This is a genomic window from Alloalcanivorax xenomutans, assembly GCF_032810065.1.
GTDB classification, from domain to species: Bacteria; Pseudomonadota; Gammaproteobacteria; order Pseudomonadales; family Alcanivoracaceae; genus Alloalcanivorax; species Alloalcanivorax xenomutans.
Window position 1 is genome coordinate 3,956,265 of the sequence record NZ_CP136538.1, and the last position, 19,899, is coordinate 3,976,163.

Annotated in this window: 17 protein-coding genes; 9 read left to right on the forward strand and 8 right to left on the reverse strand. The window is 60.8% G+C overall.

The features are described from left to right. Positions 1 to 34 precede the first annotated feature (34 nt). Positions 35 to 1,708, reverse strand: a complete 1,674-nt coding sequence (locus RYH70_RS18330) for a 2-isopropylmalate synthase (RefSeq protein ID WP_063139901.1) — start codon at positions 1,706 to 1,708, stop codon at positions 35 to 37. 293 nt (positions 1,709 to 2,001) lie between these two features. Here RYH70_RS18330 and RYH70_RS18335 point away from each other — a divergent pair, with 293 nt between their 5' ends. After that, positions 2,002 to 2,484, forward strand: a complete 483-nt coding sequence (locus RYH70_RS18335; RefSeq protein ID WP_022993629.1) for an Lrp/AsnC family transcriptional regulator — start codon at positions 2,002 to 2,004, stop codon at positions 2,482 to 2,484. 47 nt (positions 2,485 to 2,531) lie between these two features. Next, positions 2,532 to 3,542 (forward strand): ornithine cyclodeaminase, encoded by a 1,011-nt coding sequence (locus RYH70_RS18340; protein WP_080531618.1) that lies wholly within the window; start codon positions 2,532 to 2,534, stop codon positions 3,540 to 3,542. A 7-nt stretch (positions 3,543 to 3,549) separates the two neighbouring features. Here RYH70_RS18340 and RYH70_RS18345 read toward each other — a convergent pair whose 3' ends face one another. After that, positions 3,550 to 4,446 carry an arginase family protein gene (locus tag RYH70_RS18345; protein WP_317009481.1) on the reverse strand — a complete coding sequence of 299 codons (897 nt, stop codon included), beginning with the start codon at positions 4,444 to 4,446 and terminating at the stop codon, positions 3,550 to 3,552. A gap of 125 nt (positions 4,447 to 4,571) precedes the next feature. Between RYH70_RS18345 and putA the strand changes: the two genes are divergently transcribed. The 7 genes from putA to RYH70_RS18380 all read left to right on the forward strand — a co-directional run bounded on the left by putA (position 4,572) and on the right by RYH70_RS18380 (position 13,943). Continuing rightward, positions 4,572 to 7,667, forward strand: coding sequence for a bifunctional proline dehydrogenase/L-glutamate gamma-semialdehyde dehydrogenase PutA (gene putA, locus RYH70_RS18350; protein WP_317009482.1), 3,096 nt, complete (start codon positions 4,572 to 4,574; stop codon positions 7,665 to 7,667). Between the two features lie 9 nt (positions 7,668 to 7,676). Continuing rightward, positions 7,677 to 8,147, forward strand: coding sequence for a flavodoxin family protein (locus RYH70_RS18355; protein WP_026948225.1), 471 nt, complete (start codon positions 7,677 to 7,679; stop codon positions 8,145 to 8,147). 274 nt (positions 8,148 to 8,421) lie between these two features. Continuing rightward, positions 8,422 to 9,108 (forward strand): nitroreductase, encoded by a 687-nt coding sequence (locus tag RYH70_RS18360; RefSeq protein WP_063139820.1) that lies wholly within the window; start codon positions 8,422 to 8,424, stop codon positions 9,106 to 9,108. A gap of 98 nt (positions 9,109 to 9,206) precedes the next feature. After that, positions 9,207 to 10,445 (forward strand): acyl-CoA dehydrogenase family protein, encoded by a 1,239-nt coding sequence (locus tag RYH70_RS18365; RefSeq protein WP_063139821.1) that lies wholly within the window; start codon positions 9,207 to 9,209, stop codon positions 10,443 to 10,445. Continuing rightward, positions 10,442 to 11,218: an SDR family NAD(P)-dependent oxidoreductase gene (locus tag RYH70_RS18370; protein ID WP_063139822.1), complete on the forward strand. Its 777-nt coding sequence runs from the start codon at positions 10,442 to 10,444 to the stop codon at positions 11,216 to 11,218. Before RYH70_RS18365 ends, RYH70_RS18370 begins: the two co-directional genes overlap by 4 nt. A gap of 13 nt (positions 11,219 to 11,231) precedes the next feature. Beyond that, on the forward strand, positions 11,232 to 12,326 hold the full coding sequence (locus tag RYH70_RS18375; protein WP_063139823.1) for a phosphotransferase family protein: 1,095 nt from the start codon (positions 11,232 to 11,234) through the stop codon (positions 12,324 to 12,326). Between the two features lie 18 nt (positions 12,327 to 12,344). Continuing rightward, on the forward strand, positions 12,345 to 13,943 hold the full coding sequence (locus RYH70_RS18380) for an acyl-CoA synthetase (RefSeq protein WP_201303727.1): 1,599 nt from the start codon (positions 12,345 to 12,347) through the stop codon (positions 13,941 to 13,943). A 47-nt stretch (positions 13,944 to 13,990) separates the two neighbouring features. On the opposite strand, the gene RYH70_RS18385 is transcribed toward RYH70_RS18380, so the two are convergent. From RYH70_RS18385 to RYH70_RS18410, 6 genes are all read right to left on the reverse strand, one after another. Beyond that, on the reverse strand, positions 13,991 to 14,695 hold the full coding sequence (locus RYH70_RS18385) for an ABC transporter ATP-binding protein (RefSeq protein WP_063139824.1): 705 nt from the start codon (positions 14,693 to 14,695) through the stop codon (positions 13,991 to 13,993). Further along, positions 14,682 to 15,452, reverse strand: coding sequence for an ABC transporter ATP-binding protein (locus RYH70_RS18390; protein WP_063139825.1), 771 nt, complete (start codon positions 15,450 to 15,452; stop codon positions 14,682 to 14,684). Before RYH70_RS18390 ends, RYH70_RS18385 begins: the two co-directional genes overlap by 14 nt. After that, complete coding sequence (locus RYH70_RS18395) at positions 15,445 to 16,440, reverse strand: branched-chain amino acid ABC transporter permease (protein WP_063139826.1); 996 nt, start codon at positions 16,438 to 16,440, stop codon at positions 15,445 to 15,447. Before RYH70_RS18395 ends, RYH70_RS18390 begins: the two co-directional genes overlap by 8 nt. Positions 16,441 to 16,442: 2 nt before the next feature. Further along, entirely contained in the window at positions 16,443 to 17,312 is an 870-nt protein-coding gene (locus tag RYH70_RS18400; protein WP_080531625.1) for a branched-chain amino acid ABC transporter permease, read from the reverse strand. Positions 17,313 to 17,405: 93 nt separating this feature from the next. Continuing rightward, positions 17,406 to 18,638 carry an ABC transporter substrate-binding protein gene (locus RYH70_RS18405; protein WP_080531626.1) on the reverse strand — a complete coding sequence of 411 codons (1,233 nt, stop codon included), beginning with the start codon at positions 18,636 to 18,638 and terminating at the stop codon, positions 17,406 to 17,408. 49 nt (positions 18,639 to 18,687) lie between these two features. Beyond that, positions 18,688 to 19,860: an iron-containing alcohol dehydrogenase gene (locus RYH70_RS18410; protein WP_317009483.1), complete on the reverse strand. Its 1,173-nt coding sequence runs from the start codon at positions 19,858 to 19,860 to the stop codon at positions 18,688 to 18,690. Positions 19,861 to 19,899: the final 39 nt, after the last annotated feature.

Sequence of the window (19,899 nt, forward strand, 5' to 3'; positions counted from 1 at the left end):
ACGAATGGGAAGGGGCAGGCTCGCGATGCCAATCTCAGGCGCTTTTCCGCGCCTGAGCTTCGGCCATGCGGCCAGCGGCGGACAGGATCGCCTGCAGGGCAGCGGCGGTGGTGTCCGCGGCCAGCGCCACGGCACTTTGTGTGTGGCCGCCAACCTGCACCCGGACACAGGCCATGGCATTGGCTTCGGTGTTGTCGCCCAAGGAATACTCATCGAACGCTTCCACCTGCAACTGCCACCCTTGACGGCGATTGAGTGCCTCCACCAGAGCGCCAACGGCACCTTCGCCGCGGCCGGACAGTACCGTCACCGGTGAACGCTCATCGCCAATGCTGATCTGCGCCTGCACCCCTTCTTCGCCGCGATGCAGGTCATAGGAACGCAGGGTCCAGCCATTCGGCACTTCCAGATAGTCACTGTTGAAGCGCTGATGTACCCGGCGGCTATCGATCTCACCACCGTCTTCCTCGGCATCACTCTGTACCAGTTTCGCCATTTCCTGCTGCAGCCAGCGCGGCAGGCTGATGCCGTAGTCCCGCTCCAGCACGTGCGTCACGCCGCCTTTACCGGACTGGGAATTGATCCGCACCACTTCCTCATAGCGCCGGCCCAGATCCGCCGGATCAATGGGCAGATAAGCCACACGCCAGATGTCACCAGGCTTGTACAGGCCGAGACACTTACGGATGGCATCCTGATGGCTGCCGGAAAAGGCAGTGAACACCAGGTCACCGGCGTACGGATGACGAGGATGCGTGGGGATATCAGTGATCTCCTCCACCACCTGCACGATTTCCTTCATCCGTGAGAAATCAATTCCGGGATCGACCCCATGGGTATAGAGGTTCATGCCGCAGGTGACCAGATCCATGTTCCCGGTGCGCTCGCCATTACCCAGCAAGGTGCCTTCCACCCGGTCGGCGCCGGCCATCATCGACAGCTCGGCGGCGGCCACGCCACAGCCACGGTCGTTATGGGTATGGACGCTGATCAGCACATGCTCCCGATAGCGGATATTTTCATGCACGATCTCCACCTGATCGGCGAACACATTCGGCGTGCTCACCTCCACCGTGGCGGGCAGGTTGATGATCACCCGCTGTCCCTGATCCGGGCGCCATACCTCATTCACGGCATCGATCACCTCAACGGCGAAATCGGTCTCCGTGGCACTGAAAGTCTCCGGCGAGTACTCAAAACTCCAATGGGTCTCCGGCTGCCGCGCCGCCATGTCACGCACCCAGGTGGCGGCCTGCACGGCGATGGCCTTGCAACCTTCCTTGTCCACATTGAACACCTGATCGCGGAACGTCGGCGAGGTGGCGTTGTAAATGTGAACAATGGCGTTCTTGGCGCCACGTACCGCTTCGAAGGTGCGCTCGATCAGCTCGTGCCGTGATTGGGTGAGCACCTGGATATGGACATCGTCCGGCACCAGGTCTTCCTCGATCAGGGCACGGCAGAAATCAAAATCAATCTGGCTGCCGGACGGGAAACCCACTTCGATTTCCTTGAAGCCCACTTCCACCAACAGCTTGAAGAAACGCTTTTTCTGCGCCACCGACATGGGTTTGATCAGCGCCTGGTTGCCATCACGCAGGTCGACCGCGGCCCATAGCGGCGCCTGCTCGATGCGGCGGCTCGGCCACTTGCGATCCGGTTTGTCGACGGTGACGAAAGGACTGTATTTGCGATGATCGAAACTCATGAAGTGACTCCAGTTGATACCCTGGTAAGGGAAGCCCGCTTTTTGGGTTCTGGGGGCCCGCCAGGCAGGCCCTCTGTCGTTCTCCGGGATCACCGGCCAACGCGGATCCGGGTACGACCACCGCCGGGTAGGGCGGGGCCGCTTCCGGTGTCGCCCGGACTTGTGACCCGTGACGACAAGAGACAGTTTACGTAGACAACCAGGCAATGTGCTTGCTTTTTTCCCTCAATTTTCGAATATTGAGCAATATTATCTCGAAAATCATTCGAAAATAGACAGGAATCGTCACACCAATGGAAAAACCGGCAAATCTGGACCGTACCGACGTCCGCATACTGCGAGCTCTCCAGGAAGACGGAGGTCTCACCAACCAACAACTGGCTGAGCGGGTCGGCCTGTCCCCCTCACCCTGCTCGCGCCGGGTACAAAAGCTGGAAGCGGCGGGGATCATCCTGCGGCGGGAAACGGTGCTGGATCCCCGGAAGCTGGGTCTGGATCTCACCGTCATGATTCAGGTCAGCATGGATCGCCACATTCCGGAGCGCTTCGCCAATTTCGAGGCCACCGTGTCGCGGTACCCGGAAGTGCAGCAGTGCTATCTGGTCACCGGCCAGGAAGCGGACTACCTGCTCAAGGTGGTGGTGCCGGACATCGACCACTATCAGAACTTTCTGCTCAACAAGGTGACCCGCATCGAGGGTGTCAGCGGCGTGCACTCCAGCTTCGTGATGCGGCGGGTGATCGACACCAGTGCCCTGCCTCTGGACTATCTGTAGGGCGGCCAGCGGGGGTAGCATGGGGACGTATCCACGCGGGAGGGCGTATGAAGCTGATCACCGTGACCGATATGCAAGCCCTGATCCGGCGCGTCGGCCTGGAACCTTTCCTGGCGCTGGCCGTGGATGCCATCGAGGACTATCTGCGCCGCTGGCCGGAGTTACAGCTCTCTCCCCGCCACGCCTTCCATTACCCTTTCGGCGTTACCGAACTGATGCCCTGCGCCGATGACCGGCTCTATGGCGTCAAATATGTGAACGGCCACCCGGGCAACCCGGCGCGGGGCAAACTCAGTGTCACTGCCATCGGCCTGCTGGCCGACGTGCCCAGCGGCTATCCGCTGATGATCAGTGAGATGACCTTGCTGACCGCGGTGCGGACCGCCGCCGTGGCGGCCCTGGCCGCCGGCCTGTTGGCGCGGCTGGAAAGCCAGCGGGTGGCGTTGATCGGCTGCGGCGCCCAGTCGGAATTCCAGGTGCTGGCCCTGGCCAGCCGCCTGCCGGTGACGGAGGTCAACTACTTCGACATCGACGGCACCGCCATGGACAAATTCGCCGGCCATCTCGGCCACCGTTTCCGGCTGCGGCGGGGACAGGACATCGCCGATACGCTCCGTGACGCCGATGTCTGGATCACCCTCACCGCCGCCAAGCAACACCAGTCCCTGATCGACGAAGCACTGCTGCGTCCCGGCGTCCACATCAACGCCATGGGCGGCGACTGCCCGGGTAAAACGGAACTGTCACCAGAGGTGATACGCCGTTGCAAAACCGTGGTGGAGTACCGGCCGCAAAGCGAACAGGAAGGCGAGATCCAGCAAACCGGGGCTGCCAGCGTCCATGCTGAATTATGGGAAATCCTCACCAATCAGCGCTCCGGCCGTGACACTGATGATGAAATCACTCTGTTCGATGCCGTGGGCATCGCCGTGGAAGACCTGGCGGTGCTGGACCTGGTAGCACGGTTGGCGGAGCGATACGACATCGGTAGCGAGGTGACCCTGGTACCGGATCTGGCCGATCCGAAGGACTTGTTTTCATTGGTGGCGGGCGGTTGACGAGGCCTCAGGCCCACCCCCGCCGACGGCCGCCGCGGGACCACCACCAGGCGCCAACCAGATCCGCCAATAGCCGCTGGGTGCGGCCGGCACGATCCAGCGACGGGTAGAACTCGGCGATTTCCAGGATCCGGCAGCGATCCGGATCCACCCTCCGGCACAACGCCTGACACAAGGCGGGACCATTGAGCCCCCCGACCACCGGCGTGGCCACCGCCGGCGCCTGGCGCGGATGGATAGCGTCAAGATCGATGCTGATTCCATAGTGCTCGCAGTGCCGCTCCAGGTGATCCAGCGCTCCGTCCAAACCCCCGTCGATGCCGTCGCGGCGCACCCGGGCCGCCTGAATCACGCGGACCTTCAAGCGCGCCATGGCTTCCTGTTCGGCACGCTCATAACTGCGCACCCCGAACAGACACAGTGCTTCCGGCCGCAACCGGCAGCGGCCGGGCATCAGCGCCGCCAGAGGCGGATCCGCCAGCCCCAACAAGGCCGCCAGCGGCATGCCATGCACATTGCCCGAAGGGGTGGTCATGAAGGTATGGCAGTCCAGATGAGCGTCGATCCACAGCAGTCCGAAGCGGCGCTCACCGACCGCCGCCATGGCGGCGTCCCACACCGCCATGGCATTGGCGTGATCGCCGCCGAGCACGAACAATGGCCGGCCGCTGCTCAGTTCGTTGTACACGCCGTCTCGAAGTCTGTTCAGGTATTCGGCCAGGGCGGGCTGGCCGGACGCCTTGTCCGGTGGCGTTAAACAGCCGCGCCAGTCCAGCGTAAGACCATGGCGCCGCCGCAGTCTTCGCCACAACGGCGTCAAGCGGATATCTCCAGGCCGCCAGGGCCTTTCCGGTCGCCGTCCACCCAGATAGGACGGCGCCGCCAGCGCGGGTAATGACAACATGGCCAATCCTCGCCGAAACCGCCCGTCGCGGTTATCCTCAAAACAGACGTGACTCTTTCCGCACGCCCCGTTGCCATCAGCATACCCCCGTTGATGGCTTCATGGAGAGCCTGGAGATCGACACCATGATCCCACCGCTTGCCGACCTGCCCGACCCCCGCCCCGACCTGGCCCCGTTGCGGGCGCTTCATCTGGCGGATCAGAACATCCTGATCGCCGATCTGTTGCCCGCTCTGAGGCTCGCCGAAACGGATCGGCAGGCCATCGCCGCCGAATGCCAGTCTCTGGTGGAGGCGGCCCGCGCCGCCCGCCCGGCCCTGTTCGAACAGTTCCTGCACAGCTGGCGCCTGAATTCCCGCGAGGGCCGTCTGCTGCTGACAATGGCGGAGGCCTTGTTACGCATTCCCGATGCCGATAACGCCAACGACCTGATTCACGATCTGCTCACCCGTGGCGACTGGAGCCTGCCGGACGACGACGCCCCGGCGTTGATACAGGTCGCCGCCCGCGGCCTGTCCCTGTCAGCCCGCTGGCTGGAGCAGGATGAAAGTCTTCCAGATGCCTGGCATGGGCTGCGCCGGCGCCTTGGTGATCCACTGTTCCGCCGCGCCCTGGTACAAGGCGTGCAATTGATCGCGCGCCAGTTCGTGCTCGGCGAAACCCTGCCACAAGCTCTGCGGCGCCGCGATCCATCGCTGCGTTATTCCTTCGACATGCTCGGCGAGGCGGCGCAGAGCGACGACGAAGCGGAGCACTACCACCGCCAGTATCGCCAGGCCATCGAGGCCCTCGCCGGCCAGGCCCCGGACCTGCCAGTACTGGCCCGGGATGGCATTTCCATCAAGTTATCCGCGCTCCATCCCCGCTTCGAATTCGCCCAGTGGGCCACGGTACGGGAGCAACTGTGGCCCCGCTTGCGGGATCTGGTGTCCCGCGCCGCCACCATCGGCATTCCGGTAACCCTGGACGCGGAGGAGGCGGACCGCCTGGAGATCGCTCTGCGCCTGTTCGGGCAAGCCCTCACCCTGCCGGAAGTTGCTGATTGGCAGGGGCTGGGCGTGGCGGTGCAGGCCTATCAAAAAAGGGCGCCGGCGGTGATCGACTGGCTGGCCGATCAGGCGCGCGAACATAATCTGAAATTGCCGGTGCGCCTGGTGAAAGGGGCGTACTGGGACACCGAGATCAAGCTGGCGCAACAGCAGAGCCTGTGTGATTACCCGGTCCATACCCGTAAAGTGCATACCGACATCAGTTACCTGGCCTGCGCCAAACGGCTGCTGTCCGAACCGACGTGTTTTTATCCGCAATTCGCCACGCACAATTGCCATACCCTGGCCTGGCTGCATCATCATCTGGACGGCTGCAGCGGCGATGTTGAATTCCAGCGACTGGCGGGCATGGGCGAAGCCCAGCACCGGGTCTTCGTTGAACGGCACGGCTATCCACTTCGCCTGTACGCCCCCGTGGGCCCATTTAGTACGCTGCTGCCCTATCTGGTCCGGCGTCTGATGGAAAACGGCAGCAGCCAGTCCTTCGTCAATTTGCTATTGGATGAACACATCGCCGCGGAACAGTTGGCGGTGGACCCTACCCTGAACTGGCGCCCTGCCCGGGAACAACCACAGGAATTGCTACCACCACCAGAACGGTTCGCGCCCCGCCGGGTGCCGACGCTACCGTCACTGACCGACCCTGACGTTCTGCATTCATTACGGCAATCCCTGCACCGGTGGTCCGGTCACCGCTGGCGCGCCGGCGCGTCGAACAATCAGCCCCGGCCTCGCCACAGCCCCGCCGACGGCCGCGAACTCGGAGAAGTTTTCCTTGCCGACGTTGACACGGTCCATCAGGCCTATGCCCAGGCGCGGGAGGCCTTCGTGGATTGGAGCCATCGGCCAGTGTCGGAACGAGCGAACATCGTGCGACGTTTCGCCGGTTTGCTGGAACAGCATCAGCCGGAACTGCTTTATTTGCTCATGCTGGAAGGGGGCAAGACCTTCGCCGACGCCTTCGCCGACTGGCGCGAAGCCCATGACTTCTGTGGCTACTACGCGCAACAGGCGGAGACACTGCAGGGAACACCGCTGGTCCTGGAGCATGTCAGCGGTGAGGCCAACCAACTGACCTGGCATGCCCGTGGCGTCTTCCTTTGCATTAGTCCCTGGAATTTTCCGCTGGCGATTTTTTGCGGGCAGGTTCTCGCGGCGCTGGTCAGTGGCAACACCGTACTGGCCAAGCCGGCTTCCGACACACCCTTCATCGCCTGGCGGGCGGTGCAACTGCTGCACGAGGCGGGCGTGCCAGAGGCGGCGCTGCATTTCGTCGGCGGCGAGGCCAGCCAAATCAGCGACGCCCTGCTTAACGATTCTGCCCTCGCCGGAGTGGCGGTGACCGGCAGCACCGCCACCGCCAAACACATCGAACGCGCCCTGGCCGCCCGTGACGGTCCCCTGCTGCCGCTGATCGCCGAAACCGGCGGACTCAATGTCCTCATCGCCGACAGTTCCGCGCTGCCGGAACAACTGGTGCGGGATGTGCTGACCAGCGCCTGCACCAGCGCCGGTCAGCGCTGCTCCGCCCTGCGGGTGCTGTTGGTGGAGGACACCTTGCTCGACCGCCTGTTGCCCAAGCTCGAAGGCGCCATGGCGTCGCTGAAAATGGGCCATCCCGCCTTGCTGGCCAGCGACGTGGGGCCGGTCATCAACGCCGGCGCCCGCGATCAACTGGAACAGGCCCGCGCCGGGTTGCGCCGCCACGCTCGCTGGAGCGCGGTCACGCCGGAAGTTGACCCGGCTCTTGGCGCACAGGGATTCTACGTGGCGCCGGAAGCGGCGCTGGTGGACTGGGAACACCTGCCTGAAGAAGAAATTTTCGGGCCACTGCTGTACATCGCCGCCTGGCGTCACGATGAGCGGGACAAAGTGATCGACTACATCGAGCGCACCGGCTACGGCCTCACCCTGGGCATTCACAGCCGCATCCAGGCGCACATCGCTGACTGGGTGGAGCAAGTCCGCGTCGGCAACCTCTACATCAACCGCAACCAGATCGGCGCCGTGCCCGGCTGCCAGCCGTTCGGCGGTGAACGCCTCTCCGGCACCGGCTTCAAGGCCGGCGGCCCGCACTATCTGATGCGCTTCTGCACCGAGCGGGTGACCACCGAGAATCTGTCAGCCCTGGGTATCGACCCGGACCTGGTGAATCTGGGGGAGGCTCCTTAAACTGACCTCATGAGCGACACCAAAACCCTGCTGATCGTGGCCCATGCGCCCTCGCCCAATACCCGCAAACTGGTGGACGCCGCCCTGCGCGGCGCCGGCCATGACGACATCGAGAATGTCCGCGCGATCTGGAAACCGCCGCTGGAAGCCGGCCCCGATGACGTCATGGCCTGCGATGCCATTCTGCTCGGCACCACCGAGAATCTGGGCTATATGAGCGGCGCACTGAAGGATTTTTTTGACCGTACCTATTACGCCGTACTGGAACACAAACAGGGACTGCCTTGCGCGCTTTACATCCGCGCCGGCCACGACGGCACCGGCACCCGCCGCGCCATCGAATCCATCGTCACCGGCCTGCGCTGGAACTGGGTGCAGCCACCACGGGTCTGCCGAGGCGATTGGCAGGATGCCTTTGTGGAGCAGGTGGAAGAACTGGGGCTGTATCTGGCCGCCGGTCTGGACAACGGGATTTTCTGATTCGCCTCCAAACGAAGCCCCCGCTGGGGGAAGCCAGTCTGATGGCGAATCGCCCCTGCCTGCCCTCTACCCGGGCACCAGGTATATTTCCATGAGAAATAATTCGTCATTCTGAAAATTGATTTGAGAAACATCACACTCAAATTTACCGTTTCAACACCGCTTTTCAGACTTGGAACACCGCATTCCAGCGCCGCCTTCGCTGGTCGGTACCGACCGCATGTCTGACTGTTTTTAATGTCAGAGCAAACCGCCTTTGAAGGAGTAATCGCCAATGACCAATACGGCTACAACCGTCAGTGAGTCGCTCGATTCCCGGCGTTCGGTCCGCGCCTTCCAGGACCGGCCGGTGGACGGCGCGCTGCTGCGCACCGTGCTTGAGAAAGCCAGCCGGGCACCATCTGGCGGCAATCTCCAGCCCTGGCATCTTTATGTGATCGGCGGTGAGCGCATGGCGGCGCTCAAAGCAGTAATGCGCCAACGCCTGGAGCAGGCCCCCGGCGGAGAAGACCGTGAATACGACGTTTATCCTCCCAATCTGATTGCCCCCTACCGGGACCGGCGTTTTCAGGTCGGCGAGGACATGTATGGCCTGCTTGGCATTCCCCGCAAGGACAAGGCGGCACGGTTACGCTGGTTCGCCAACAACTTCCAGTTCTTCGGAGCGCCGGTGGCGCTGTTCTGCTACGTGCACCGCAGCATGGGTCCGCCGCAATGGTCGGACCTGGGCATGTACCTGCAATCTGTGATGCTGCTGCTGCGCGAAGCGGGTCTCGACAGTTGCCCGCAGGAGTGCTGGTCGCGCTATCCGCAAACGCTGGGGACGTTTTTCCAGGCCCCGGACGAGTGGATGCTGTTCACCGGCATGGCCATCGGTTACCGGGATGAGAGCGCCGACGTGAACCGGCTTCGCACCCAGCGGGCACGATTGGATGACATCGCGGAATTCCACGGCCTCTGACTATCCCGGCGTAACCGGCGGGCCAGGGTCCGGGCCTGGCCCCGGAGCCGACCAATCACTGATATAACAAACTGATACCGTGATCATAAGGACACCGAATGTATTCCTTCAGCGACACCTCTCTACAACTCCAGGATCGGCTCGTTCGCTTCATGGACGATTATATCTATCCCAACGAACGGGCCCACGCCGAACAACTGGATCACGCCGACAACCGGTTTGCCCCGCTCCCCCTGATAGATCAATTAAAGGACAAGGCCAAGCAGGCCGGGCTATGGAATTTGTTCGTTACCCCGGAATTGAGCCACTTCGCCGACCACCCCGGACTGAGTCATTTTGATTACGCGCCTTTGGCTGAAATCATGGGCCGTGTGCTGTGGTCACCGGAGGTATTCAATTGCAATGCCCCGGATACCGGGAACATGGAAGTGTTGATGAAGTACGGCAACGCCGACCAGCAGGCAACATGGCTGACACCGCTGCTGAACGGCGACATTCGTTCCTGCTACTGCATGACCGAACCCGACACGGCGTGCTCGGATGCCACCAACGTACAGCTGCAAATCCGGCGTGATGGCGACGAATGGGTGCTCAATGGCCGCAAGTGGTTCATCACCAACGCCTTCCATGAACGCAGCAAGATTCTTATCGTCATGGGCAAATCCGATCCCGACAACCCGAACCGGCACCAACAGCAAAGCCAGGTGCTGGTGCCCAAAGAAACGCCCGGCGTGGAGCTGGTCCGTCCGCTCAGCACCCTGGGCTACGACGACGCGCCTCTCGGCCACGCCGAGGTTCATTTCAATAATGTTCGCGTACCGCTGGGCAATATGTTGCTCGGTGAAGGACGCGGTTTCGAAATTGCCCAGGGGCGTCTGGGACCGGGCCGCATCCACCATTGCATGCGCCTGATCGGTGTCGCTCAGCGTTCTTTGGAACTGGCTTGTCAGCGTGCGGAGTCCCGTGCCACCTTCGGCCGTCCGCTCAGCCAGCATCAGTCCGTGCGCGAGGATATCGCCCGTTGTTTTTCGGAAATCGAGATGGCGCGTTTGCTCCTCCTGAAAACCTGTCGGCAGATGGATCAGCATGGTACTCAGGGAGCGCTGGATCTGATCGCCGCCAGCAAGACCACCGTGCCCCGGCTGGTGCAGAACATCATCGACCGCTGTATGCAAATCCACGGTGCCGGTGGCCTTACCGCCGATTACTGCATGGCGGAAGGCTTCAACTACGCGCGCTGGTGCCGGCTCGCCGACGGTCCCGACCAGGTTCACGAAATGACCCTGGGCAAAACCATCATCCGCCGTTACGCCGATCAGAACGGAGCGGCCTCATGAGCCCCGTTGCCGATCGCTTGTCACTGAAAGGCAAGACCGCGTTGGTCACCGGCGCCTCCAGCGGTCTTGGCGCGCACTTTGCCCGGGTGCTGGCTCTGGCCGGCGCCCGCGTGGCCGTGGCCGCCCGGCGTACCAGCGCCCTGGAGCGACTGGTCAGAGAAATTGGCGATAATAACGGCGAAGCTTATGCCGTCGCCATGGACGTTACCGATCCGGCCAGCGTCACCGACGCCATTGATGGTATCGAAGCACATTGGGGAGCGGTGGATATTCTGATCAACAATGCCGGTGTGGCCGATCCCGGGCGCTTCCTCAAGATCGACCAGCCCCGTTGGGACTTTGTCATCGAAACCAATTTGAACGGCGTCTGGCGCGTGGCCCATGAAATAAGCCGGCGGCTGGTATCCCGATCCCTGCCCGGCGCCATCGTCAATGTGGCATCCATTCTCGGCCTCCGGGTCGGTATCGGACAAAGCAGCTACAGCGCGTCCAAAGCCGCGGTGATCCAACTGACCCGGGCCATGGCACTGGAACTGGCGGAACAGGGCATCCGCGTCAACGCCCTGTGTCCCGGTTATTTCGAAACCGAGATGAACCAGGATTATTTCGCCACCGAGCAAGGCAAGCGGTATATCGGGCACACCCCCGCCGGCCGGCTCGGCCAGGTATCGGAACTGGACGCGCCATTGTTGCTGCTGTGCAGCGACGCCGGCAGTTTTGTCAACGGCGTGGCATTAGCGGTCGACGGCGGCCATCTGCTCAAATCGCTGTGATCCGGGAGGCGGCATGTCCAATACGATTCACACTGTTACAGAAGCGCACTTTCACCATGCGCGCAATCAGTACCCTCAGGACTGGCGGCGATTGGCAAATTATCTCCACGGCCAGGGACTGGACTTCGATAGCGATATCCCGCCCCGCCAATTCGCCACCGGTTTCGGCAACCTCAATTATCTGATTCGCCTTGATCAGCAATGGGCGGTGCTTCGCCGCCCGCCCCCGGGACCAATACCGCCTGGCGCCAATGACATGGCCCGTGAAAGTCTGATCCTGTCCCGGCTTCCAAAGGCTTACCCGCTGGCACCACGGGCCTTACATTATTGTGAGGACAGCGAGGTGCTGGGCGCCCGGTTCTTCATCATGGAATACCGGCCCGGCCTCAGCATCGGCGGGCAGATCCCGGAAACGATCCGGCAAAACTGGCGCGGCGAGGTCCCGCTGGGATCGCATCTGGGCACCCTGTTGATTCGCCTTTTGGCGGACCTGCATGCCGTTCCTCCCGAGCGTGTTGGTCTGGACCAGTTGGGCAAACCGGACGGTTTCATTCAGCGCACCCTGACCGGCTGGGTCGAGCGGGCCCGGTTGGCCTGGAGCAACCACCCGCCGGCGGATCTGATCCGGCTGATTGAATGGCTGCAACAGCGGATACCCGCGGATCAAGGTCATTGTTTTATCCACAATGATTTCAAACTCGACAACGTGCTGCTTCGTGAACACGACCTGTCACCAGTGGCGGTGATCGACTGGGACATGGGCACACGGGGCGCCCCGCTCTATGACCTGGGGGTGCTCCTCAGCTACTGGACCGAGCGCGACGACCCGCCCTGTATGCACGCCCTGAATCAAATGCCCACCGCCGGTGACGGCTTCCCCGGCCGCGAACAAGCCGCCACTCTCTACCAGAATCTGACCGGGACCACACTGACATCCCTGACTTATTTCCGGGTACTGGCACTACTGCGCAGTGCCGTGGTGTTTCAGCAGATATGCCAGCGCAAAACTCTGAACGGAGAAGACAACGACTCCGGCGTTGAGTTCGGGCAACTCGCCCGGGAATTGTGTTCATTCGCCCTGGATGTTAGCCGGGGCCAGTATTTTTAAGTGAGAAGGAGCAGGCCGATGCAACGCATGCCGATGAATAACTACGAAAAAACCCACTCCCAATTCGAATGGCAGCTTCCCGACCATTTCAACTTCGGCGGCGATGTGGTCGACTACTGGGCGCGTACGCCGGAAAAAACCGCACTGATCTGGACCAATCAACACGGCCAGGAGCAGATCTACAGCTTCGCCGACATTAAACGTCTCACCAACCAGTTCGCCAATGTGCTTGCCTCCCACGGCATCAAAAAGGGCGACCGCGTTCTGGTGGTGCTGCCCCGGTTGCCCCATTGGCAGATCGCCATGGTCGGCTGTAACAAACTGGGCGCCATACCGATTCCTTGTGTCACCATGCTCACCGAGAAAGACATCCGCTACCGCCGCGAGCATTCCGGCGCCATCGCCGCGATCACCACCGCGGAACACGCCGCCAAGTTCGGAGATCATTTCAAAGTCCGTATCAGTGTTGGCGAAGCAGAGGGCTGGCTTGATTTCGATCAGGCCGTCGCCGCCGCCGCCGAGGATTTTTCGCCCGTCCCGCTGCGCATGACGGATCCCGCCATCCTGTTCTATACGTCCGGCTCCACCGGTATGCCAAAAGGGGTGTTGCACTCCAGTGCGGCCCTGTTCAGTTGGCGCGGATCAGCCTGGTACTGGCTGTCGCTCGACCAGGATGATTTGATGTGGTGTACCGCCGACACTGGCTGGAGCAAAGCCGGCACCAGCATTCTTTATGGTCCCTGGAGCTGCGGAAGCGCCGTCCTGTTCCACGATGGCCCTTTCGACCCGGAATCACGACTGGCACTGCTGGAGCGTTATCAGGTCAGCGTTTTCTGCGCGTCCGCCACCGAACTGCGCCGTCTTCTGCTCGAGGATATAACAAACCGGGACCTGAACCGGCTGCGCTTGACGGTCTCCGCCGGGGAGGCGGTAAACCCGGACATCGTGCACGCCTGGCGTGACCGCACCGGCGCTCAGTTGCTGGATGGTTATGGCCAGACCGAGACCCTGATGACGGTATTGAATTACCCGTCCATGCCGGTCAGACCGGGTTCCATGGGGCGGCCTCTGCCCGGCGTGGAAGCGGCCATTCTTGGCGAACAGGACCGGTTACTGCCACCGGGCAAAATCGGCCGTCTGGCAATCAAGACGCCCAACCCGCAAATCATGCTCGGCTACTATAAAGATGAGGAGCGAAGCGCCAGCAGTTATGTGGAGGCCAATGGAGAACGCTGGTTCATCACCGGTGACAACGCACATATGGACGAAGACGGCTACATTTATTACGAGGGACGCGGTGACGATGTCATCAACTCCGCGGGTTACCGCATTGGTCCGGTGGAAGTGGAAAACGCTTTACTGGAACACCCGGCCATCCATGAATGCGCCGTCGCCGCCAGCCCTGATCCGGATCGTGGTGAAGTGGTGAAAGCCTTTATCATTCTGTCACCAGGCTATCAGGCCAGCGACGAGTTGGCGCGGGAGATTCAAACTTTCGTCAAGGCACTCACCGCGCCTTATAAATACCCTCGCAAAATCGCCTTCGTGGAGGATCTGCCCAAGACCGCCACCGGCAAGATACAGCGCCGCCTGCTCAAACAAGCGGAATTTGCCTGACCCGTTCCCCTCCCCGGCCCGGGGGAGGGAGAACAGGAGCCCTCTCTTCAACCGCCCAGATACAATTCCTTGAGTTCCGGCCGCTGACTGATTTCGGCGGAGTCGCCTTCCAATCCAATGCGGCCATTCTCCAGCACATAGGAATAGTCGGATATCTTGATCGCCATATGGGCGTTCTGTTCCACCAGCAGAATAGCGGTGCCGGCCTTATTGATCCGCTTGAGAATCTCAAAAATCTCCATCACCAGCTTCGGCGCGATGCCCAGCGAAGGCTCGTCCAGCAGCAACAGCCTGGGCCTGCCCATCAATGAACGGCCAATGGCCAGCATTTGCTGTTCACCGCCGCTCAGCGTCGCCGCCTTTTGTTGCATACGCTCCTTCAGGCGCGGGAAATAGCCGAACACCGTCTCCATGTCTTCGTCGACATCCTTGTTGCCAATACGGCGGTAGGCGCCTACACGTAGATTTTCCTCCACGGTGAACTGCGGAAAAACCCGCCGCCCCTCGGGGCAATGAATGACGCCATTCTTGACCAGGTCGCCGCAGGATCGTCCCTGCACGGATTCTCCGTTCAACCGCACGTCGCCGCTTTGCGGAGCACACAAGCCGGAAATCACCTTCAAGGTGCTCGACTTGCCGGCGCCATTGGCGCCCAGTAATGAGACGATCCGCCCTTCAGGAACCTCCAGGGAAATACCCCGCAAGGCATGCACCCGCCCGTAGTACAGGCAGACATCATCAAGCTTCAACATCGTCCACCTCCCCAAGATAGGCCTCGATCACCGCCGGGTCGTTCTGGATCGCCGACGGGCTCCCTTCGGCGATCTTTTCACCGAAATTCATTACCGTGATGCGATCGGATATGTCCATTACCAACGACATGTCATGCTCAATCAACAATACCGAAATCCCCATATCATCGCGCAGTTTTCGGATCAGTCGGGAAAGACCTCCGGTTTCGGAGGTGTTCATTCCCGCCACCGGTTCATCCAGCAGTATCAGCCGGGGCTCGACCATAACCGCCCGGCCGATATCCACCATCTTCTGGTACCCATACGGCAGGTTTTCAACACGTTCATTGGCGCAGTGAGACAGGCCGAACATCTCCAGCACGGCGTCCGCCTTTCGGCGGGCCTCCGCTTCCGTACGCCGGATAGAGGGGAGGTTGAAACAAATTTTCAGAAGATTGTGATTCAACCGGGAATGCAGGCCGGTGAGCAAGTTGTCCATGACCGTCATTTTCGAGAACAGCTCCACGTTCTGAAAGCTGCGGGCAATACCCTGGCCAATAATCTGATGAGGGTTAAGCCGCCCCAGGTCAGTGCCTTCGAAGCTGATCGATCCGGACGCCGGCGTATAGAACCGGCTGATACAGTTGAACACCGTGGTCTTGCCGGCCCCGTTAGGCCCGATGATGGAATGGATGCTTCCCTTTTCCACCCGCAAGGACAGCTCGGACACGGCGGTAAGACCAGAGAAACGGACCGTCAGGCGATCGAAACTAAGCATTGTCGGCCTCCTCGAAATCCTGCCCTGGTACCTTTTCCACAGGTGTCTCACCGGACGGACGCTGTTTCCTCCGCTGGAAGAACTCACCCAGTGAAACAAGCCCGGCCGGACGGAACAGAATCACCAGCACCACGGCCAACCCGATGACCAAATTGGTGACACCGACGTAAGCATCGGAGAAGTGAGGAATCCCGGTAAACAGGACAGCGCCCAGAATGGCGCCCCATATCGACGCCAAACCACCTACCACGATCATCGCCAACAGGAAGAAGGAGGCCATGATGGTGAAGTCATTCGGGCTTATGTATTGAATCCAATAGGCATACAGACCGCCGGCCAGGCCGGTGAAGAAGGCGCTGATCATGAACATGACGGTCTTGTAGCCGGCAACATTGATACCGGTGGCCGCGGCGGCGATTTCACTGTCCCGGATCGCCAGGAATGCCCGCCCGAGCCGGCTGTTGGCGATATTCATCAGCACCCAGGTCACCAGGAAAGTCAGCATCAGAATGACATAAAAGAACGTCAGGTCATCGGATGCCCATTCCGGGCGCATCAAAGGCAGGCCCGAATAGCCTCCCGTCACCGACTTCCAATTCAACGCAATTTCCGGAATGGACAATCCAAACCCCAGCGTTGCCACCGCCAGAAAATGGCCTTTCAGACGGACCGCCGGCAGCCCGATCACCAGACTCACCAGCGCGGCAATGACGCCCGCCGACGGCAAGGCCAACCAGATCGGCAAGCCGAAAGTCGTTGACAGAACGCCAGTTGAATACGTCCCCATCATCAAGAAGCCGCCTTGACCTATGGACACTTGGCCGCCGTAACCGGTTAACAGGTTCAAGGACATGGCGGCAATGGCATAAATCGCCATGGTGACCACCAGTCCCATGAAGTACGAGGACTGACCGACCAGAAATGGAAATGCCAGCAAAACCAGTACAAGCAGGGATACAAACCACCGCCGATCAAATACTTTTTTCATTGTCACACCTTCTTCATGGTCGGGGCGTCACCGAAGATACCCTGCGGGCGGATATAAAGAACCGCGACGATTAGTGCGAAGGTGCAAACCAGAGCCATTTCCGGCGCCCAGTAGTAACTCACCAGATTGCCGAATACGCCGATCATAAGTCCGCCGATCACCGCCCCGGGCAAGCTCATGAATCCGGCCAGCACGGCTGCCGCGAAGGCCATGATCAGCACATTGAACATCATCGACACCCCGAGGAACGTGAAGGGCGCCGTCAACAGGCCGGCAATGCCGCCCAACACGGAACCCGCGGCCCAGGTCGCCAGAAATACGGCATTGACATTGATACCCATAAGCCGCGCCGCCACCAGATCCTGCGAAGAGGCTCTCATCGCCAGCCCCACCCGAGTGTAGCGAAACAGGACAAAGAGAATCATGGAGAGCAGGAAGGTGATCACCAACACAAAGATTTCGTTGGGCGTGATGAAGACACCGGCGATGGAGAAGGATTTACCTTCCACCGCCTTGGGGAAACTGGTGGGGGTGTGGCCCCAAATCAGTCCCGCCGCGCCATGTATGGCGAGAAACACACCCAGTGTCATCACCAGCTGATTAAGATGGGATGCCTGACTGACATGACGTATCAGCACCCAGAACACCGCGATGCCAAAAAACGCCGAGAACGCAATGGCGGCGAGAAACGCCCCATAGTAGGGTAATTCAAAGTTTGTCAGTAATGAGAACGCCACGAACGAGCTGACCATGGCCATCTCGCCATGAGCAAAGTTGACCAGACCGGTGGTTCTGAAAATCAGCACCAGGCCAAGCGCCGCGAGCCCATAGACACAGCCGAAGATCAGGCCGCTTACTACGATCTGTCCCATGCGGACATACCTCCCGAGATGTTTTTCTTCTTAATGCGGCCCCGCTATCAGCCGAGGCAGAGCGGGGCCGCCTACTGCGAGCGACACTGTTCTTCAACCGCCGCTGATCTGCCCCGTCACCGGATCAAAGGTGATCGGCTTGGAAATCGGAACAATATGCCCATCCTTGGCTTCGGTGATGAACATGGAGGTCAGTCCATAATGGTTATGTTCGGAAAAGCTGACCCCGGCGTACATGGAACCGGTCCAGTTATCGAACGAATCGAAAGCGCTCAGGAAATCATCCCAGCTCAGTGTCTCGCTACGTCTCAACGCCTCAACCAGCACCTCCGCCGCGGCCCACCCGGTTTGTCCCCAGTCGGCAAGCGCCACCTTCGGGTAGTCCTTGCCAAACTGTTCTATGTACTGCTTGATGCTTTCGTCGTCGCTTTGATCCGGCTTGGGTAAAACCGCGCTGGAAATGGTGCCGTTCCATACCTCCTTCCCGGCCAGGTCGAACATCGTTTCAGAGTCACCGCCAACCGAGGACACCAGGAAAGCCGGCTCGGACAATCCGATGTTATAAAGCGCTTTTTTCAGCTGCGCCGCCGGAGCCGGCGTTGAGAAGGCCAGGATAGCGTCCGGATCAGCTTGGCGAATACGCTGGGCCTGAGTACTCAGATCGGAATCCGCCGCCTGGAAATTCACTTCACCGACCAGCTCCACATCCTGATACTCCTTCAACGCTTCCTTGGCGGCCTCCGCCAGCGGGCTCCCGTAGTCGTCGTTCTGGTAAGCAACAACCACCCGCTTCGCCTTCAGAGACGTGGCAATATAGTTGGTCAAAACCCGGGCTTCGAATTCATAATTGGCCAGGCTGGAACCCATATAGTTGGCGATAGGCGGATCGACGAACTGCTTGGAGCCAGAGCTGGTCATCAGCATGGGAATACCACTGCGTTCATTGAACCGCCGGGTCGCCACATTGCAAGGAGTACACACATTGCCAAGCATGGCGTACACCTTGTCCTCATCCACCAGACGCTTGGTCAGCTGCACTGTCCGGCCAGGCTGATACTGGTCGTCATAGGCGATCAACCGCAGTTTTCGCCCCTTCACTCCACCATTCTCGTTGACGTGCTTGAAGTAGGACTGGATACCCATTCGGATTTTATCGTAAGCCGCTACCGGTCCGGTCTGCGGGCCAAGATGACCGATGCGGATTTCCGTGTCGGTGACACCCTGCGGGGCATCAAGATCATCAGCCCATGCCGGCGGCGCCGCGAACAAGGCCGCCAGCGAGGCCGCTGTCGTCCATTTTTTCCAGTTCTTTTTGATCAGAAACATGATTCACCACCTTTGTTTTACTAATAACGTCATTATTCGTGGACGCCGCTCAATAGGCGGCGTTGAGAATGGCGACAATGTCCTCCCGGGTACGTATCGGCCGGGGATTGGTATTGACCCAGATATTGCCCATGGCGCCTTCCGCCACCGACTCGAAGCAACCCGGATCAACCTCCAGTTCCCGCAGCCGGACAGGCAGTCCCAGATCTTTGATCAGAGTTTCCACGGCGCTAACCGCGTCGCCGTCGGTACGCCCCATAGATGCCGCGACTCGTTTCTGGCGGGCGCGGTTTTCCCCTTGTCCACGATTCCAGCGCAGTACCGCCGGCAGCAATACACAGGAGGTATAGCCGTGACTGAGACCGGTGACCGCACCGAGGCTGTGACCGATACCGTGGCTGGCGCCATAATCGACCCGCAAGATGCCCTGGGAGGCCAGCCAGGCGCCCTGCTGAGCCCGCAGCCGTGCGTCCAGATCCTCGGGCGCACGCCGATTACGAGGCAAGGCTTCACTTAGAAGCGACAGTGCGTGCAAGGCGCAGGCATCCACCAGTGGCGCCGGCGCACGGCTGCAGAGGGATTCCACCGCGTGATCCAGCGCGCGGATCCCGGTCGATAGCCAAAGGCGTTCAGGTGTTGGCAGAGTGACGGCCGGGTCCATGATCACCGTCGCGGGGCATAAAGCGGCGCCATGGTAACCATCCTTGACATGCCGCCGCTCATCCACGGCGCCGCCCAGACAGGAAAACTCGGCACCGGACAGGGTGGTAGGGACCGCGATCTGACGAACTGGCGGCGCCCGCAAATCAGGAATCCGCCGCTCACCCGAGGCATCAACGGTTATGTGGCAGCGGTCCAGACCCGCCACATCGACCACGTTTTCCGCCAGCGCCACGAGAACCACCTTGGCGGTGTCGATAACTGTTCCACCGCCCACGGACAGGATCAGATCCGGTCCGGCGCGTCGTATCGCGGCGGCGGCCTCGATCACCGTTTGGCGGGGCGTATGCTCACGGCAGCCGTCGAATACGCCAACACTTTTTACGCCCAGAGCCTGTCTGATACCGTCAACCACCGGCGTCGCTCTGTTCAACGTTCTGCCGGTAATGATGAAAACACGCTCGGCACCAAGACGCTCCACTTCGGAACGTACCGCCTCCCCGGCGGGAACGCCCCAGACAACACGGTCCTGGGCAATATACTGGTACCAACCTGAATTCATATCCGCCTCACTCCGAAACCGACGGCAACGCCCCTCACC

Excerpts from the sequence above, each read along its gene's own strand:
- RYH70_RS18375 (WP_063139823.1), top strand. The coding sequence starts at position 11,232 with ATGTCCAATACGATTCACACTGTTACAGAAGCGCACTTTCACCATGCG.
- RYH70_RS18360 (WP_063139820.1), top strand. The coding sequence starts at position 8,422 with ATGACCAATACGGCTACAACCGTCAGTGAGTCGCTCGATTCCCGGCGT.
- putA (WP_317009482.1), top strand. The coding sequence starts at position 4,572 with ATGATCCCACCGCTTGCCGACCTGCCCGACCCCCGCCCCGACCTGGCC.
- RYH70_RS18385 (WP_063139824.1), bottom strand. The coding sequence starts at position 14,695 with ATGTTGAAGCTTGATGATGTCTGCCTGTACTACGGGCGGGTGCATGCC.
- RYH70_RS18365 (WP_063139821.1), top strand. The coding sequence starts at position 9,207 with ATGTATTCCTTCAGCGACACCTCTCTACAACTCCAGGATCGGCTCGTT.
- RYH70_RS18345 (WP_317009481.1), bottom strand. The coding sequence starts at position 4,446 with ATGTTGTCATTACCCGCGCTGGCGGCGCCGTCCTATCTGGGTGGACGG.
- RYH70_RS18335 (WP_022993629.1), top strand. The coding sequence starts at position 2,002 with ATGGAAAAACCGGCAAATCTGGACCGTACCGACGTCCGCATACTGCGA.
- RYH70_RS18340 (WP_080531618.1), top strand. The coding sequence starts at position 2,532 with ATGAAGCTGATCACCGTGACCGATATGCAAGCCCTGATCCGGCGCGTC.
- RYH70_RS18400 (WP_080531625.1), bottom strand. The coding sequence starts at position 17,312 with ATGGGACAGATCGTAGTAAGCGGCCTGATCTTCGGCTGTGTCTATGGG.
- RYH70_RS18405 (WP_080531626.1), bottom strand. The coding sequence starts at position 18,638 with ATGTTTCTGATCAAAAAGAACTGGAAAAAATGGACGACAGCGGCCTCG.
- RYH70_RS18390 (WP_063139825.1), bottom strand. The coding sequence starts at position 15,452 with ATGCTTAGTTTCGATCGCCTGACGGTCCGTTTCTCTGGTCTTACCGCC.
- RYH70_RS18370 (WP_063139822.1), top strand. The coding sequence starts at position 10,442 with ATGAGCCCCGTTGCCGATCGCTTGTCACTGAAAGGCAAGACCGCGTTG.
- RYH70_RS18330 (WP_063139901.1), bottom strand. The coding sequence starts at position 1,708 with ATGAGTTTCGATCATCGCAAATACAGTCCTTTCGTCACCGTCGACAAA.
- RYH70_RS18380 (WP_201303727.1), top strand. The coding sequence starts at position 12,345 with ATGCAACGCATGCCGATGAATAACTACGAAAAAACCCACTCCCAATTC.
- RYH70_RS18395 (WP_063139826.1), bottom strand. The coding sequence starts at position 16,440 with ATGAAAAAAGTATTTGATCGGCGGTGGTTTGTATCCCTGCTTGTACTG.
- RYH70_RS18355 (WP_026948225.1), top strand. The coding sequence starts at position 7,677 with ATGAGCGACACCAAAACCCTGCTGATCGTGGCCCATGCGCCCTCGCCC.
- RYH70_RS18410 (WP_317009483.1), bottom strand. The coding sequence starts at position 19,860 with ATGAATTCAGGTTGGTACCAGTATATTGCCCAGGACCGTGTTGTCTGG.